The sequence below is a fragment of the Bacillus sp. 3255 genome (genome assembly GCF_031456485.1).
In the GTDB taxonomy this organism is placed as follows: Bacteria; Bacillota; Bacilli; order Paenibacillales; family NBRC-103111; genus Paenibacillus_E.
The window spans coordinates 22,700-39,260 of sequence record NZ_JAVDUS010000003.1; the positions used below are offsets into that span (position 1 = coordinate 22,700).

General features: G+C 51.0%; 12 protein-coding genes. 11 read left to right on the plus strand and 1 reads right to left on the minus strand.

The window, feature by feature from the left end:
• Positions 1–2: 2 nt before the first annotated feature.
• The 5 genes from J2X61_RS04990 (at position 3) to J2X61_RS05010 (ending at position 6,584) form a co-directional block, all read left to right on the plus strand.
• Positions 3–1,166, plus strand: a complete 1,164-nt coding sequence (locus J2X61_RS04990; protein ID WP_310186308.1) for a serine hydrolase domain-containing protein — start codon at positions 3–5, stop codon at positions 1,164–1,166.
• 81 nt (positions 1,167–1,247) lie between these two features.
• Positions 1,248–3,950: a UxaA family hydrolase gene (locus J2X61_RS04995; protein WP_310186310.1), complete on the plus strand. Its 2,703-nt coding sequence runs from the start codon at positions 1,248–1,250 to the stop codon at positions 3,948–3,950.
• An 85-nt stretch (positions 3,951–4,035) separates the two neighbouring features.
• Positions 4,036–5,148 (plus strand): glucuronyl esterase domain-containing protein, encoded by a 1,113-nt coding sequence (locus tag J2X61_RS05000; protein ID WP_310186311.1) that lies wholly within the window; start codon positions 4,036–4,038, stop codon positions 5,146–5,148.
• 56 nt (positions 5,149–5,204) lie between these two features.
• Positions 5,205–5,954 carry a spermidine synthase gene (locus J2X61_RS05005; protein ID WP_310186313.1) on the plus strand — a complete coding sequence of 250 codons (750 nt, stop codon included), beginning with the start codon at positions 5,205–5,207 and terminating at the stop codon, positions 5,952–5,954.
• A gap of 33 nt (positions 5,955–5,987) precedes the next feature.
• A complete protein-coding gene (locus tag J2X61_RS05010; RefSeq protein WP_310186315.1) occupies positions 5,988–6,584 on the plus strand; it encodes an HAD-IA family hydrolase in 597 nt (198 codons plus the stop codon).
• A 128-nt stretch (positions 6,585–6,712) separates the two neighbouring features.
• Here J2X61_RS05010 and spoVB read toward each other — a convergent pair whose 3' ends face one another.
• Positions 6,713–8,263: a stage V sporulation protein B gene (gene spoVB, locus J2X61_RS05015; RefSeq protein ID WP_274468961.1), complete on the minus strand. Its 1,551-nt coding sequence runs from the start codon at positions 8,261–8,263 to the stop codon at positions 6,713–6,715.
• 220 nt (positions 8,264–8,483) lie between these two features.
• Here spoVB and J2X61_RS05020 point away from each other — a divergent pair, with 220 nt between their 5' ends.
• From J2X61_RS05020 to J2X61_RS05045, 6 genes are all read left to right on the plus strand, one after another.
• A complete protein-coding gene (locus tag J2X61_RS05020) occupies positions 8,484–10,739 on the plus strand; it encodes an ATP-binding cassette domain-containing protein (RefSeq protein WP_310186318.1) in 2,256 nt (751 codons plus the stop codon).
• A 489-nt stretch (positions 10,740–11,228) separates the two neighbouring features.
• Complete coding sequence (locus J2X61_RS05025) at positions 11,229–11,825, plus strand: YdeI/OmpD-associated family protein (protein ID WP_310186319.1); 597 nt, start codon at positions 11,229–11,231, stop codon at positions 11,823–11,825.
• A gap of 76 nt (positions 11,826–11,901) precedes the next feature.
• Complete coding sequence (locus J2X61_RS05030) at positions 11,902–12,132, plus strand: hypothetical protein (RefSeq protein WP_274468965.1); 231 nt, start codon at positions 11,902–11,904, stop codon at positions 12,130–12,132.
• 181 nt (positions 12,133–12,313) lie between these two features.
• On the plus strand, positions 12,314–12,925 hold the full coding sequence (locus tag J2X61_RS05035; RefSeq protein WP_310186320.1) for a histidine phosphatase family protein: 612 nt from the start codon (positions 12,314–12,316) through the stop codon (positions 12,923–12,925).
• 153 nt (positions 12,926–13,078) lie between these two features.
• The gene (locus J2X61_RS05040; RefSeq protein ID WP_274468967.1) at positions 13,079–14,884 is read left to right on the plus strand and encodes a cache domain-containing sensor histidine kinase; all 1,806 of its coding nucleotides are present in this window, start codon (positions 13,079–13,081) and stop codon (positions 14,882–14,884) included.
• On the plus strand, positions 14,881–16,413 hold the full coding sequence (locus J2X61_RS05045) for a response regulator transcription factor (protein WP_310186323.1): 1,533 nt from the start codon (positions 14,881–14,883) through the stop codon (positions 16,411–16,413). The genes J2X61_RS05040 and J2X61_RS05045 overlap by 4 nt, the downstream gene beginning before the upstream one ends.
• Positions 16,414–16,561: the final 148 nt, after the last annotated feature.

The following is a 16,561-nucleotide window of genomic DNA, read 5'->3' on the forward strand; positions in this document are numbered from 1 at the left end:
CAATGAACCCAAGTAAGAGACTGAATGAGCGATTGACTCCGCTGCTCAAGAGTGTTGTGGAGAAAGGACCTGCCGGCTGTGCCTGCACGGTTGTAAGGCGGGGTGAGGTTGTCTATCAAGAAACGCTGGGCTACGCGGATCTGGAGAAGAAGAAGGATATTACGCCGGATACCATCTACCGGATTTATTCAATGACGAAAGTCATTACCTGCGCAGCTGCACTCATGCTTTATGAGAGAGGACTGTATCTGCTTAACGATCCGCTTGAGGAATACTTACCGGCATTCAGCAAACCGCAGGTGTACCGGTACAACGAATTCGGCGTCCATGCCTTATCGCCTGCGGCTGGTCCGATTCGGATCAAGGATTTGTTCACGATGTCCTCCGGACTTACATACGGTGGGGACGGCACGGAAACTGAACGCCGCACACGGGCCATCATGGAGAACGCCGCAGCGACCGTTGACATGCAGACATTGTCTCAATCGCTCGCTGCCGTGCCGCTGGCTTTCGAACCCGGCATGCATTGGAAATACGGCACAAGCCATGATGTTCTGGCCGCATTGATCGAAGTGCTGTCCGGGCAAACCTTCGGACAATTTCTGCAAAAGGAAATTTTCGGTCCGCTAGGGATGACTGACACCTCATTCCGGATCTCAGAGGACAAGCGGGATCGTCTGTGTACGATGTACGACCGTGCGGAAGACGGCACGCTTACGCCGAATACAAGGATGGACGCACGTTATCAACCGGATAGCCGGCATGAAAGCGGTGGAGGCGGCCTGCTCTCGACGATCGGCGATTACAGCCGGTTCGCGCAGCTGCTGGCGAAAGGCGGGGAGCTGGACGGTGTGCGGCTTCTTAGCCCGAAGACGGTTCAATTGATGGCGACCAATCATTTGAGTCCGCAGCAAATCAAAGATTTCAATTGGCCGCATATGAAAGGCTACGGCTATGGTTTAGGCGTACGCGTGATGATCGATCCTGCAGCCGGCGGCATCAACGGCTCGATCGGTGAGTTCGGTTGGGCCGGTCTTGCCGGGTCTTACTTGCTAATCGATCCGCAAGAAGAATTGTCTGTCGTGTACATGCAGCAGCTGCTGCCGAGCCTTGAGCCCTACGTCCATCCGCGTCTGCGGGCTGTCATTTATGGCTCATTGGAGTAAGCTGATATACTTAGCTATTGTATGCGCTTCCAATGATGGAGGGATTGTTCCAGCGAAACTATGTAAAGGAGCCGGAAATCGATGACCGCAGCTTACCGATTCGAAGACGTGGCCAGACTTCCCTTACCCGGAGATAACTGTGCCATTGCAACACGCCAACTGGAAGCCGGAACCGTCATTCACTATGAGAACCGTATCCTAACCTTGAATTATACGGTCATGGAAGGCCATCGATTCGCGGTGAAGGCCATTGCCCCCGGTGAGCAGCTGCTTTCTTGGGAATTACCCTATGGGACCGCCGTGCAAGCTATTCAGCCGGGTCATTATGTGATTAATGAAGCGGTATTGGGTGAACTTCGTGTGCGTCAACTTCCTTTTGCCTTACCGGGTGAAATCAATTTCACGGATCAAGTTCATCCTTATGTCTTCGATGAGGCAGGCTTTCAGCCCGCTCCGGCATCGCCCGCTTACACGGCAACCCGCACCTTCATGGGGTACCGCCGCAGTGAAGCGCGCGGCGTAGGTACCCGCAATTATGTGGTATTGCTTGGCACCACCTCGCGGACGGGCAGCTACGTGAAGCAGCTTGCCGCTCGTCTGCAAGGCGAAGCGAAGGACTATGCCAATATCGATGGAATTGTTCCCGTGGCACATACGGAAGGCGGAACTGCCAATCCGAATAACCTTGATTTGCTGGTGCGGACGCTCGCCGGATTCATTGTCAATCCTAACGTGGGCGCTGTCTTGGTCGTTGACTATGGAATAGAACCGGTAACCAACGAGATGGTCCGAACGTATTTGCGCGACCACAGCTACCCGATCGATGAAGTGCTGCATAAGTTCATTTCACTTCAAGGCGGCTTTGAAGAGAGTCTGGCCGAAGGCGAAGCCATTGTACGCGAATGGCTGCCTGCGGTCCATGCGATGCACAGGACGCCTGAATCGATAAGCCATCTGAAGATCGGACTGCAGTGCGGCGGGTCGGACGCATTCTCCGGCATTTCTGCGAATCCGCTGCTGGGCTGGATTTCGGAAGAATTGGTGCGGTACGGGGGCTCCGCCAGTCTGGCGGAAACCGATGAATTGATTGGAGCGGAGCCTTATGTCTTGTCCAAGGTAAGCAGCGTAGAAACCGCACGCAAATTTTTGGAGCTTGTGGACCGCTTCAAGGAGCGGACGTCTTGGCACGGAGCCAGTGCGGAAGGCAATCCTTCCGGCGGCAACAAATATCGCGGACTTTATAATATTTATCTCAAATCCATAGGAGCAGCCCGCAAGAAAGATCCGGTTACTCGCCTCGACTATGCCACCGAGTATGGAGAGCTGATGAAGGATGGCGGATACTACTTCATGGATAGCCCGGGCAACGACCTGGAGAGCATTGCCGGACAGATTGCCGCCGGCTGCAATCTGATTTTCTTCACAACCGGTAACGGCTCTATCACCAATTTCCCTTATGTGCCGACAGTCAAGGTTGTTACCACGACGCAGCGCTTTCAATTGCTATCCGAAGATATGGATGTCAATGCGGGGACGTATTTAGAAGGCACGCCGATGGATGAACTCGGCGAAGAGGTGTTCGAGCGGACGATCCGAATTGCCTCCGGCGAGCGCAGCGTGGGGGAGAAAGCAGGACACGCTCAAGTACAGATCTGGCGAAACTGGCGGCAGCATGATGCAAGCCGGCTGGAGGAATTGCTCCATCCTCCGGTACCGGCGGGAGTGCCTATAGATATTCAACCGGATACGGAAGCGGCTGCTCCTCCAATTCAGTTCAACATCTTCCGGCAGCAAGGCCGCCAAGCCAGCGACAACATCGGCTTGATCCTGCCGACCAGCTTATGCGCCGGACAGGTAGCCCATATGATTGTGCAGCGATTGAACAAGCAGGGAGCCGGGCAGTCCGAGCTGTCGCGTTATGTAGCCTTGGCTCATACGGAAGGCTGCGGCAATTCAGGCGGGCAAGCCGAGCAATTGTATGCCCGCACGATGATCGGCTATATCACTCATCCGATGGTGAAACATTGTCTGCTGCTGGAGCACGGCTGCGAGAAAACGCACAATGACTATATGCGTCACCAGATGGAGGAGATGGGCGTTGATGCAAGCCGTCTCGGTTACGCCAGCATTCAGCTGGACGGCGGTATTACGAAGGTGATGCAGAAGGTGGAAGCATGGTTTGCCGGTCAGCTGGCGGCAGCCGGAACCATGGAGAAGGCGGCGGTCGGTCCGGAAGGTCTGCGAATCGGAATCGTTAGCGATGGCGCCATCTCCGATCACGCCGGCGAGCAATTGGCGAAATTGACGAAACGGGTCGTTGGCGCAGGCGGCTTGGTGGTCGTTCCGGAGAACAGCGGCCTGCTATCCGTGGATTCTTATGGCCCGCATGTATTCACCTCGGCGAATGTTCAGCCGTCCATTGCCTATGGCGAGCATGTGCGCCATAGCGGCTTTCATATCATGGAAGCGCCAACCGGGCATTGGGTGGAGACGGTTACAGGCTTGGCCGCGACGGGCGTAGAACTCCTTATCGCGCTGGTCGGTCATCGTCCGATGCAAACCCATCCTTTCGTACCTATGCTGCAAATCGCTTCGGAGCCGCTCATGCTGCACAATTACGGCCATGATTTGGATTTGCCGCTCATGGGAGATCCGAATGCTTGGACCCATCAGATTCTAGAGCGCTGCAAGCAAATAATTGAGCATACGTATACACCGCGGCTCTACGAGAGAGGGAACGTTGATTTCCAATTAACGCGAGGCTACTTGGGTGTTTCTTTATGATATGAATCACTGTATTGTCAAAGGAGTGAGCAGGGGATCCTTGTTTGCTCCTTTTTCAGTTCACCAAATGGGGGGGTATGACAAGATGGAAATGGAACGTACACGAGGCTTACTACCGGAGCTATTCGCAAGCGGCGGCAGCCGTGATAGGATGGCTGTCGAGGACTGGAAGAACAGCAGACGTCCGGAAATTATAGAGTTGTACCGGGAGTATGTTTATGGCAGAGAACCGATCGGCCGTCCCGATTCCCTGCGATTCCATGTCGTAAGTGAGGAAATAGCGATGCAGGGGAAAGCGTTACGCAAGCAAGTAGACATCGTTTATACAGGACAGGGCGGTGAAGGGTGCGTTCGTGTACTTGTCTATACGCCTATTGGGGCTGCCAGAGTACCTGCCTTTATCTACGCGGCAATCAAAGGCCAACGTGTATTTGATGTAGAGCTGGAAGCCTGCGCGGCGTACTGGCCGGCGGAGGATATGGTAGCGAGAGGCTATGCGGCGGTTGTGTATCATGTAGAGGATCTGGATCCGGATGCCTTCGATGAAGACTACCGGAATGGCGTTCATGGCCTATTCGATGCAGCAGACCAGCCTCGCTCGGCAGATGCCTGGGGGGCTATGGCCGCTTGGGCGTGGGGCGCGAGCCGTGTCATGGACTATTTGGCATGTGATCCGCAGATCGATTCGGAGCGGGTTGCGATTGTCGGATTCTCAAGAAGCGGCAAAGCCTGCTTATGGGCGGGAGCCTTAGACGAACGATTTGCGCTCGTCATCAGCAATAACTCAGGCTGCTCAGGGGCCGCAATTGCACGAGGCAAGACAGGCGAGCGGCTGGCCAATATTAACCGGGGCAACCCCCATTGGTTTAATGATAATTATAAGACGTTTAATGACCGGGAGGATGAACTGCCCTTTGACCAGCATTTCTTGCTTGCTCTCATAGCGCCACGGCTTCTCTACGTAGCCAGCGCCTCCGAGGACAAATGGGCGGATCCCGAATCCGAATTTCTAGGCTTGCTTCTCGCGCAACCGGCTTATTCGATTCACGGATATAGCGGTTTGGACACGGATCAGATGCCGCCTGTCAATACTCCGGTGATAAGCGAGAAGCTGGGCTTTCACCTCCGGGCCGGAAAACATGACATTACTCGTTATGACTGGGCATGCTTCATGGATTTTGCGGATGAAAGGCTTTAGTTCGGATATCAGCTTAGACAAGTCAGATGTTCCTGTTGCAGAAAGGGATTGATAGATTGGATTTGTTATTCAAAACAGCCAGCCCCAATCATGAAATAACCGTTTATGACATAACCGAATTGTACGGCGAAAAGGGACGGTTCCGCGTGTTGGAATTTTCCAATCAAGCGATCCAAGGTGCGATGGATTTGGATGAGCCGGCACGCATCCTCTTTGAATATCCGCGTGCGATGATCCATTTAATTGAGAGTAACATGCCATCCTTCGATCGTATGTTCGTCATCGGGCACGGTATCGGGACACTTGCGGGGCATTACGCAGAGAGACGGGTTAAGGTAGCGGAGCTTGATCCTACCGTTGTGGAATTAAGTAAAACATTCTTCGGTTACACCCAACATAATGTAAGCATCGGCGATGGACGGGAAATTCTGGGGAACGAAGAGCAGCATGCTTACGATTGTATTGTTTTGGATGCCTTCACGGATAAAGGAACGCCTCATCATTTGATCTCCCAACCCTTTTTCGCGATGTGCCGAGAGAAGCTTGATTCCTCGGGCATGTTGATGATGAACCTGTTCGGGAAAGGTGAGCATGATCAGCTCATGAATGCTATATATACGACGTTAGGCGAAGAGTTTGCGTATCTCAAGGCATTTGCTTTACCTTCAGGAGGTACTTCCGACATCCAAAATATGATTCTAGTTGGCAGGAATCGACCCATCGGGTTCCAAGCCCGCCAGATGGCTGGGTTCACAGAGATTGAGCCTGGGCAAGGGTACGTCATCAGGGATCGCGGTTCGAACTGAATTCGGTGGAGCCAATAGAAGGGGCGTGTGATCATGGATAAACCGCAGCTGGTGCTAGATTTAGCAGGAGTAATCATTACGAATTTCTCTCCTCGCTATTGGAGTGATCTTGCTGCTTTGGCACAGACCTCACCAGAGGAGTTTAGAACCAGATTTCGTTCTGAGGTACGCGAAGCTTTATGGACAGGTCAAGTGACTGAAGAGGAATTCTGGGGATGGCTTGTGAAATCTTATCCGACCGTAGATGCGAGAAGAGTACGTGAGTCCATTCGCCAGGATCTAACTTATTTGCCTGCTTTCGGCAGACTTGCGCAGTGGAGTGCCATCGCAGATATCCATCTGCTGAGCAATCATAGAATCGAATGGTTATCGGAATTATTAATACCGGTCTATCCCTTCATTAAGAGCTTGACTATCTCTAGCGAAGTCGGACTGTGCAAGCCTGATCCGAATATATATAAGGAAGTCCAGAGCAAATTCGTGAATTCGTCATGGATCTTATTTGTAGACGATCAAGCCAGAAATTTGGAACCGGCGCACCTGTTAGGGTGGCAAACGCTTCTTGCAGATCCGGAGCATCGCTGGATCGAGGAGCTTACACATCAATTGGAAGTCTATCTTAAAGCCTGACCCGATTGGATAATACGGTGGAGAGGCTGCCAAACCATCCATGTAGCGCAGGGAGAATACATAATCGGCAGTACAGGACAAAATTCTCGTCCTGACTGCCTTTTCTTTTTATACAGAACAGCGGTGACTTACCAGGGAATTGAAAATCTGTGGCGCGTACTTTTCCCATTCAACGTCCCTGTCAGGACGAGAGCGACGAAATAGAGCAGTAAAGATAATAGAATGGAAATGGTTACGCTCCATACTTGGGACATCCCCTGGCTGACCGTATACTCATAGGTCCAGTGTCCGCATATCGCCATTAAGAGCATGCAGATCGTAACTTTGACATAAGGACGGACGCTCCAGTAGAATCCGATCGAGTTGGAGATGGAATAGAAGTTCAGCAGCGTTTGCATCACAATCCCGATACCGATGCCGTACGCAATGCCAATAATCCCGTACTGGCTGCCAAACACGAAGATTGCGACAGCCTTGAATGCGGTGGCTACGATGTAATTCCATAAGGTAGCTTTCGCGCGGCCGAGACCGAGCAGGATCGCATGCAGCGGAGCGTCGAAATAATGCATGAAAAACATCGGTGCCAGTATTTTCAGCAGCAATCCCGCTTCCGGCGCGTGGTAGACAAGCGTTGTTAGCGGAGTTGCCCACTCGTACAGGATTACCGTCGCCGGCGCGCCGATCAGAAGTCCCAACATCATCGCTTGGTTCATGCGCTCATGAATGAGCAGGCTGTCCTTGTTCGCCGCTGCCTCGCCAATTGCAGGGATGAGCGCGGTGGACAAGGATTGCGTAATAAAGCTGGGCATGAACAGCAGCGGGAACGCAAAGCCGGCCAGCATGCCGAATTGCTTCGTGGCTAATGCCGTACCGATGCCGGCCAGCCCCAGGCTGGTTGTAATCAGCAGCGGCTGGAAGGTGCTGTATAACGAATGAACCACGCCGTGACCGGTCGTCGGCAGTCCGATCTGCAGCAGCTCGCCGAGCGTGCTTCTTCCTTGCCTGAGATGGCTTGCCCATGTCTCACCCGGCATCCTCGATTCGGCGTACAGCTTGTAGCTTATCGACAGGAAGAGAAGGCTGAACGCTTCGCTCACGACAGAGGCCGCCATTGCTCCTGCGGCGGCATAAGCGACGCCGTAAGGCAGCAACAGGTGTACCAGCGCCAGTACACACGCGATTTGTACCGTATGCTCCAGCACATCGGAAGCGGCGATAGTCTTCATCTGCTGCATACCGCGGAAGTATCCCTTCAAAACGGCGGATATAGCGACGATTGGCGCTATCGGCGTAATCGCCAACATAGCGTAATAAGCGCGCTGGTCGCTAAGCAGAATGGAGGCGATCCATTCGGATCCAACTAACGTGATGGTCGTGAGCGTTATGCTCAAGACGCTGGTGACAGCGAGCGAGACATGCAGAATGCGTCTCACTTTCAAGCGTTCGCCGCGAGCTTGAGCCTCTGCGACCAACTTGGAAATAGCCACCGGCAATCCAAGCTCCGTAATCGTAATGACGAGCGGAACGAGGGGATGCGCCATCATTAAGATGCCGATTCCCTCCGCGCCCAGTACGCGAGCGATATACATACCGCTGATAAACCCGAGAATACGGTTAATGAAAGCGGCGATGGACAAGACCAGCGTACCTCTCATGAACGATTGCCCGTGTTGTGACATGACTTGTGTCCTCCTGTTTATCGAATACTTAAATGTATTCAAGAATTGGAAAAGCATGCGAACATGCCAGTGCCATGTCCGATCTGGACCTGTGAATGCCTTGTAAATAAGAGATTATGCCGAAATAACTGCCGCGTGATTCGCGGTGATTTATTTGATGGAATCAAGTTCGTGGTACAATATGGATAGAAGTCAAAACGAACATGGAAGGATGTTAATCATGAGCGAAGCTAATCGGGAGTATATCGTCATCTCGGGTGCGAGAGAAAACAATCTCAAGAACGTATCTCTACGCATTCCGAAGCGGAAGATCACGATCTTCACCGGAGTATCCGGATCCGGCAAGTCATCGATCGTCTTCGATACGATCGCCGCAGAATCTACGCGATTGCTGAATGAGAATTTCAGCTTGTTCGTGCGCAATTTCCTGCCGCGCTATCCGCAGCCGGATACGGATGCGATCGAGAACCTGAGCATGGCAGTGATTGTTGATCAGAAGCGGCTTGGCGGGGGCTCCCATTCGACGATGGGCACGATCACCGATATTTCTCCCATACTCCGTCTCCTCTTCTCCCGTGCGGGCCACCCCTATGTGGGACAAGCGCACATGTTCTCCTTTAACGATCCGCAAGGCATGTGTCCGGAGTGCAACGGGATCGGCCGCAGGCTTGGCGTCGATATGAGCAAGGTGCTGGACAAGTCCAAGTCGTTGAATGAAGGGGCGATCATGCTTCCGGATTATACGGTGAACAGCTGGGACTGGACCATGCTCGTGCAGTCGGGCTCCTTCGATCCCGATAAGCAGCTAAGCCAGTATACGGATGAGGAGCTGGAGCAGCTGCTGCATGGCAAAGCGAGGAAGGTGGAAGTGCAGTTCGCCGGGAAGGCGATGAACATCACGGTGGAGGGCGTCATCGAGAAGTTCACGAACAAGTACATCAAGCGGGATGTGAAGACGATGTCCGAGCGCACACAACGCGCTGTCGCTCCGTATATCTCCGAGGGCCCCTGCACCAGCTGTCGCGGCGCGAGACTCAGTCAGGCTGCACTCAGCTGCAGAATTAACGGACACAACATTGCGGAGTTGTCCTCGATGGAAGTCGGTCAGCTCATCCGTGTCATCCGGGAGATTAACGACCCGATCGCGGCGCCCGTCGTCCAGTCACTTACGGAGCGGCTGCAGCATCTGGTGGATATCGGATTGGATTACTTGACGATGGACCGCGAGACGGATACTTTATCCGGCGGGGAGTCGCAGCGCGTCAAGATGGTGAAGCACCTGAGCGGCAGTCTGGTGGATGTCACCTATATCTTCGATGAGCCCAGCGTCGGCTTGCATCCCCGTGATGTACACCGGTTAAACGGACTGCTGCAGAAGCTGCGCGACAAAGGCAATACCGTGATTGTCGTCGAGCATGATCCGGATGTGATCAAGGTGGCGGATCATATCGTGGACGTCGGACCTTACGCCGGCAGACGCGGCGGTACCATCGTCTATGAAGGAGGCTTCCAGGGGCTGCTGGAGGCAGGAACACTGACAGGCACCCACATGAAGCGGCCGCTCCAGCTGAAGCAAGCGTGCAGACAGCCATCCGGCAAGCTGTCCGTCACGAATGCCAATCTGCACAACCTGAAGAACGTGAGCGTTGATCTTCCAACCGGCGTGCTGACCGTGGTTACAGGTGTCGCCGGTTCGGGGAAGAGTACGCTGATTCATGAAGTATTCCTCAGCCAGCATCCGGATGCGATCGTCATCGACCAATCGGCGGTAGGCGTGTCAACACGCTCGAATCCCGCGACGTATACGGGCATTATGGATGATGTCCGCAAGGCGTTTGCATCCGCGAACAAGGTGAATCAAGGCTTGTTCAGCTTTAATTCCAAGGGGGCTTGTGAGAACTGCCAAGGACTGGGAGTCGTCTATACGGACCTTGCATTCCTCGACAGCGTGAAGATGCCCTGCGAAGTATGCGGAGGCAGACGATTCAAAGAGGAAGTTCTCGCGTACAAATTGAACGGCAAGTCCATTGCTGAGGTGCTGGAGATGACCGTGGAGCAGGCCTTGGATTTCTTCCAGCTGAAAGAAGTTGTGCGCAAGCTTCAGGCGATGAGCGATGTAGGGCTGAACTATATTACGCTCGGCCAGCCGCTCAGCACGCTCTCGGGCGGAGAATGCCAGCGCATCAAGCTCGCCAGCGAGCTGCATAAGAATGGCAGTATCTATGTGATGGACGAGCCGACGACTGGCCTGCATATGTCAGATATCGGTCATCTTCTGGAGATGATGAACCGCCTCGTGGATGCCGGCAATTCGGTGATCGTGATCGAACACAATATCGAGGTGATCAGCCAGGCGGATTGGATTATCGATATGGGACCTGACGGCGGCAGCAAAGGCGGCCAGGTCGTGTTCGAAGGCACACCGGCGCAGATTATCCATGCGGAACGGTCGATCACAGGCAAGTATTTGAGCTGAAATCAATCTACTATACTATACGAATGCTCAACAGGCTGCCAGCATGTACGCTGGCAGCCTTCGTTAAATGAGTATGCTTGAAGAGGAGAGCGGCATTCAGTGTTCCTCTTCTTGATTTTGCATGTGCGCCCTCGAAGGCTTCCTCTTGTAAATATATCTCAAGAAGAAAATCGGCGATGTGTAGAATTCGGAAGCTTCGAGAGTCTCTGTCCAGCTAAAAACAACTAAGAAAGGCATAAGACCTAAGATGAAAATCGTTAAAAGTAAACCAATCGAAATTGAGAATAGTGCTTTCCTGATCGACATGACATCTACCACCTCCCGTCGACTGTCTTATCTTAGATGTATATGCATGAAGGCTTGAATACATTTGCATCAATATTTGCATCCGGTGTTAGACAAGACTAGGGAACTTGGTTAAAATGACTATTGAGGAAATTGTAGAACGAAACCTAACCATGACGATTAATTGAACAGGGGTGTTGCTTGGTGACCCAAAGCAGTTTGAATCCGAAGGTCGATGAATTTCTAAACAAGGCTACGAAGTGGAAGGAAGAATATGTGAAGCTAAGAAGTATCGTTCTTGACTGCGAGCTGACCGAAGAATATAAGTGGATGCATCCCTGCTACACGTACCAAGATAAGAATATCGTTCTGATTCATGGATTCAAAGAATATTGCGCGCTATTGTTTCACAAAGGAGCCTTGCTGCAGGACGCCCGCGGCATTCTGATTCAACAAACGGAGAATGTACAGGCCGCACGACAGATTCGGTTCACAGATGTTCAAGAAATAATCGCGATGGAGCCCATTTTGAAAGACTATATTCATGAGGCCATTGAAATTGAGAAATCCGGCTTGGAGGTCAATTTCAAGAAGAGTACAGAATTCACAATGGCGGAAGAGTTTCAAAACAAACTCGATGAAAACCCTGCTTTGAAGGAGGCATTTGAAGCTTTGACGCCGGGACGGCAAAGAGCCTATCTGCTGCATTTCTCCCAACCTAAGCAAGCCAAAACTCGAGCCTCACGGGTTGAGAAGTATATGCAGCACATCCTCAGTGGAAAAGGATTGAATGATTCGTAATAACTTTCATTTGATTTAATGAGGCAAATAGGTTATATTTTTATACTCTATAGATAAATTAGGAGGTTGAGTTACTGTGAGTTTTCCAGATGGACAAGTATTAATATCGGATAAAGATTTTGAGGCTGTAATTAAGAGTAAAGAGTATGTCGTGGTGTATCAAGGCAATGTAAGAATTAGACCGATCTCAACCGTGATCGAATATAATCAGAATTCCATTAAATTAGCTGACGGCACTACAATCCTTAGAAGTGCGAATAAAATTCGTACATTGGATGAAACGGAGAAATCGTCTGTTAACCAATAATAGCCGCGTGTTTCGCTAAATATGAACCGCTGTGCGAATGGAGCACAATAGTTCAGGAACTGCAATTAAGCGGTTCCTTTTTTTGTTCGTATCTTTGCAAGAAAAGGAAAGTCGTGTATCATCTGATTAGATGGATGGCTAATTAGATATTCGTTAAATCATTGGAAAGCGAGTGGATGGTATGACCACGGTCTTTTACCTTGTTAGACATGCTCTGAAAGTAAAAGCTATCGGCGATGTCTCCATCTCTAGTGAGGGTCTGAGGCAAGCCTATGCGACAGCAAGCCATTTCCGGGATTTGCCCATCTCTCGAATATTCAGCAGTCCCCTGAACAGAGCCAGACAAACGGCTGATATCATTGGAAGAGGGGCCGATAGATGGATTTCAACAGATGCACGCTTACGAGAACGAGCGAATTGGGGGGATTTGCCAGAACAGACCTTTGAGGAGTTCGTTGAAATGTGGGATCGGTGCACGAATGAAAGAGACTTTTCGCCTCCCGTTGGAGACTCTGCAAGAGGGGCCGGCGAGCGCTTATCCTCATGCCTAACCGAATGGACAGCCAGATATCCTGAAGAACAGCTGATTATTGTTACCCATGGCGGATTGATTACCGACTTTTTGGTTAATGAATTTTCTCCTGAGGAGCTGAATCAAAAGCACCCGAATTTTATAAATGAACAAAGCCATTTGGTTTCAGAGTGCTCAATTACTGTCATTAGCCGTTCTGCCGATGGATTTCGTTTGATTGATTTTGCTAATACCGCTCACTTAACCTCCCGTTTTACTTAACCAAGCATGGCTGAATCCCCATCAAAGATGGCGCAAATGACAATGAAAGGTGCTCCCTCGTCCATTAAGATGAAGTAGCAGGAGTATAATAAGAAAATGGAGAATACCTAACGTCAATCAAGAATACCGCGTCTCAAGGAAGTAGGCGAGCCGATGCTGAAGACGAAGATGTTTCTCTCTTTCTCAATCGTATCCTTATTCATTGTCGCAATAACCTGCGGTATGTTCTATGTCAAGTACGCCAACGATATTCAAGATCAAACCTCCTCGTTGTCCTCCGTCATTTCCAGACAATTTTCCGAAATGGTCGATTTGTATATGCAAAATATCGAAGAACTCTCCTTGGCCGTCTCCATATCCCCAGCGGTGCAGAACGGTCTGCTCGATTATAGAAGAGCTTCGAATTCACTGGAGAAGGAGATTATCGGGTATAAACTTAGTCCATTTCTGTTCGATTTCTCCTATCCCAAACCCTACGTTCAAGGAATATCCATTCACACCCCAGACGCTTACATGTACGACTATACAAAGCTTGTGGAAGAGAAGCCCGCTGTACCCTATACCGCTTCTGAACTTTTGAAATTCAACCAAGCACTTGAATCCAAAAAATTCATTCTTCGTCCTTCCTTAAGCAAAGAAGGGGCGGAAGCACCTGCAAGTCGCGTAGTTTCTTTCATTCGGCGCATTAACCGGATTCCGACCCAGCAGACGATCGGCTTCGTCAACATCAATATTAACGTTAATGCCTTCAAGGCGCTGGAAACGGCTAACGATCCTGCGAACGAACTGAAGAATAGCATGAGTATGCTGCTGGTAGACGATCAGGGCGTCATCATTTATGAAAATAAAAACAGGTTGAACGATTCCGCCCTCCAAACGTTTGATGTGAATTTGCTGCAGCCCGGGCACTCGGAGGGAGAGCTGCAGTGGAAGAATAAAAGATATTTCTACTCCTATGAATCATCCGATTACACAAGCTGGAGAACGGTAGTTCTCATTCCTAAAGATGTCGTTTTACTCAAGCAGAAACGTATACAAGAGATTGTTTTGACGGTTGGCGTATTGACGATGTCATTAATTGCTTTTGTTTCCTATATTTTGTCCCATCAAATTACGGTGCCGCTGCGGAAGATCATGGTCAAGATGTCCAGCGTAGAGCTTGGAAACTTCAATGAGCGAATGGATTATAAGGGGAAGAACGAGCTTGGGAAATTAAGCCGGATGTACAACTTGATGCTGGACAGTATATCGCGGCTTATTCATGAGGTCTATGAATCCAAGTTGGCCGAGAAGAATGCGCAGCTTTCTGCGCTGCATGCTCAAATCAATCCACATTTCCTCTATAATACGTTAAACATTATGAAATCAATCAGCCGGCTTCGGGGCATCGAAGAGGTTGCGGAAATCTCCGAGTCGCTGGCCAGCTTATTTCAATATAGTATGAAAAACTTGCATCACCCCGTCACGCTGGAGCGGGAATTGGAACATATTCGGCATTACTTTAACATTCAGCAGCACCGGTTCGGCAGCCGGATGCGGCTGGATGTCGAGATCCCGGAGTACCTCCTGGGCGCGCAGGTGCTTAAGCTGACGATTCAACCGCTCATCGAGAATGCTGTGGACCACGGCATACGGCGGATGAAAGCGGGCGGTTGTATACGTGTTGAGGCGACGGCAAGCGACGGCACACTCTTCATAAGCGTCTCGGACAATGGAGCAGGGATTGAGCCGCATAAACGGCAAGAGCTTCAAGCTGCTTTTCATTCAACCAGTGCGCTTCAGGGCTTGCAAGACGCTGCGGATGGAATCGGCCTGCTTAATATCCATCAGCGGCTTCACCTGTTCTACGGCGGAGAGTCGGGCTTGACCATAAGCTGCCCGCCAGAGGGCGGCACGAGTGTACGAATCATAATGCCTTTACGACTTGTCAAACAAGAGGAGGCTGTTGGCATATCATGAATATTTTTGTAGTGGAGGACGAATATTGGGCTTTGGCTGAGCTGGTTGAGCTATTCCGGATCTACGAGCCGCAGCATAAGGTGTATGCATTCGATAATGGGGAAGACGCTCTAGCAGCAGCGGAAACAGTTCATCCGCATCTGGTCGTGACCGATATCAACATGCCCGGGCTAGATGGACTGGGACTCGCTGAGAGACTGAATCGGAAAGATGCGTCGATCAAGAAAATAATTGTGAGTGTTCATGACCAGTTCGAGTATGCACGACAAGGGATGAAATTCGGTGTCTCAGATTTCCTGGTAAAGCCGGTCAAAAAGGAATTGCTCTACAAAGCTGTCGACCTGCAGCTGGAACAGCTGATTCAAGAACATAAGCGTACAGCGGAATGGCTGAACGGCTCCCTGGTCCAGATGCTTCTGACACCCGATCATGATAAGCATCCGACGCTGCGGCAGTTCTATTCGGAAGCTTTCCATATGCTGCTGCTGCATCTGGATGAAGGAACGGCCTGCATGCATTGGAAGGAAACGCAGCTGGATATCGGACGGCTCGTTAAGCTATTCACGGGTCCTACTGCCGCTCACATTCACGGTTTGGAGCTGAACGGCCAGCAGCGCGTACTTCTGATCCCCGATAACCGGGAGTGGGAGGAATTCGTCAATAAGCACATCGCGGACTTGAGCGATCAATTACAATCCGTGGGGCGGCATGTCCATATCGGTCTTGCCAAAAAGCCGGCGAATCAAACGTTATTCGCAACGTTCAACGCCCTCCGCCAACGTCTGAAGGAAGAGCGCCTGTTCGGATCGGGAAGCCTGATCTTGGCGAAGGAGAAGAAAGCAGACGCAGATCTCACCTGGGCTTGGGATCGTGTCAGAGTGCTCGAGACTCATTACAAGAAGGGGGAACTCGCCAAGGGGAAGGCCGCACTGCTGGCTATGCTGCAGGAGATGCGGCATCAGGAAGTCACCCAACGGCAGCTCTCTTTATTCGTAGGGGATATGCTCTTCTCTCTGAAATTCAATAAGTTCGGTCCCCGCAGCGGGAACGTCGGCGTTCACGATCTGTATGAGGAACCAAGCATGCTGGTGCATATGAGCAGCTATGATGAACTGCTCGCTTGCCTGCATGACAAGATCGTCAACCTGTACGGAGGGGAAGGCTCGAGGGAGACGAATCCGAAGGAGCTGATTGCCGTGCTGCTGAAGCTTATTCATCATCAGTATCAGAATTCGATCTCGCTGCAGCAGTTCGCTTCGGACCATCATGTTAGCTTAGGGTACTTGTCCCGCATGTTCAAGGCGCAGACCGGGCTAACCTTCTCCGAATATGTGACGGAATACCGGATTCGCAAAGCGCAGGAGCTGCTAAACAGAGGGATTGACCGTCTGCATGAGGTTAGCCGGCTGGTGGGTTATGAGGATCCGAAACATTTCAGCGCGTTGTTCAAGAAGCAGGTCGGAGAATCCCCAATGATGTATGCGAAGAGGATGCTGTACAAAAATAAAAATGAGGCAGATTCAAAATAGGAAAAATCTCCCCCCTGAATCGGTTGAATTCGTATGTATTCCAATTCGGCAGGATTTCTTACAATAAGAAGACAGTTCGGTGAAAGCGTCATCATCACAACCCGCCGAATATGGATCCAGATCTAAAAGGGAGGAAAGATGAATGATT

Bases quoted from the DNA above. Each gene is read 5' to 3' on its own strand.
- J2X61_RS04990 (WP_310186308.1), top strand. From the start codon at position 3: ATGAACCCAAGTAAGAGACTGAATGAGCGATTGACTCCGCTGCTCAAG.
- J2X61_RS04995 (WP_310186310.1), top strand. From the start codon at position 1,248: ATGACCGCAGCTTACCGATTCGAAGACGTGGCCAGACTTCCCTTACCC.
- J2X61_RS05000 (WP_310186311.1), top strand. From the start codon at position 4,036: ATGGAAATGGAACGTACACGAGGCTTACTACCGGAGCTATTCGCAAGC.
- J2X61_RS05010 (WP_310186315.1), top strand. From the start codon at position 5,988: ATGGATAAACCGCAGCTGGTGCTAGATTTAGCAGGAGTAATCATTACG.
- spoVB (WP_274468961.1), bottom strand. From the start codon at position 8,263: ATGTCACAACACGGGCAATCGTTCATGAGAGGTACGCTGGTCTTGTCC.
- J2X61_RS05020 (WP_310186318.1), top strand. From the start codon at position 8,484: ATGAGCGAAGCTAATCGGGAGTATATCGTCATCTCGGGTGCGAGAGAA.
- J2X61_RS05035 (WP_310186320.1), top strand. From the start codon at position 12,314: ATGACCACGGTCTTTTACCTTGTTAGACATGCTCTGAAAGTAAAAGCT.
- J2X61_RS05040 (WP_274468967.1), top strand. From the start codon at position 13,079: ATGCTGAAGACGAAGATGTTTCTCTCTTTCTCAATCGTATCCTTATTC.
- J2X61_RS05045 (WP_310186323.1), top strand. From the start codon at position 14,881: ATGAATATTTTTGTAGTGGAGGACGAATATTGGGCTTTGGCTGAGCTG.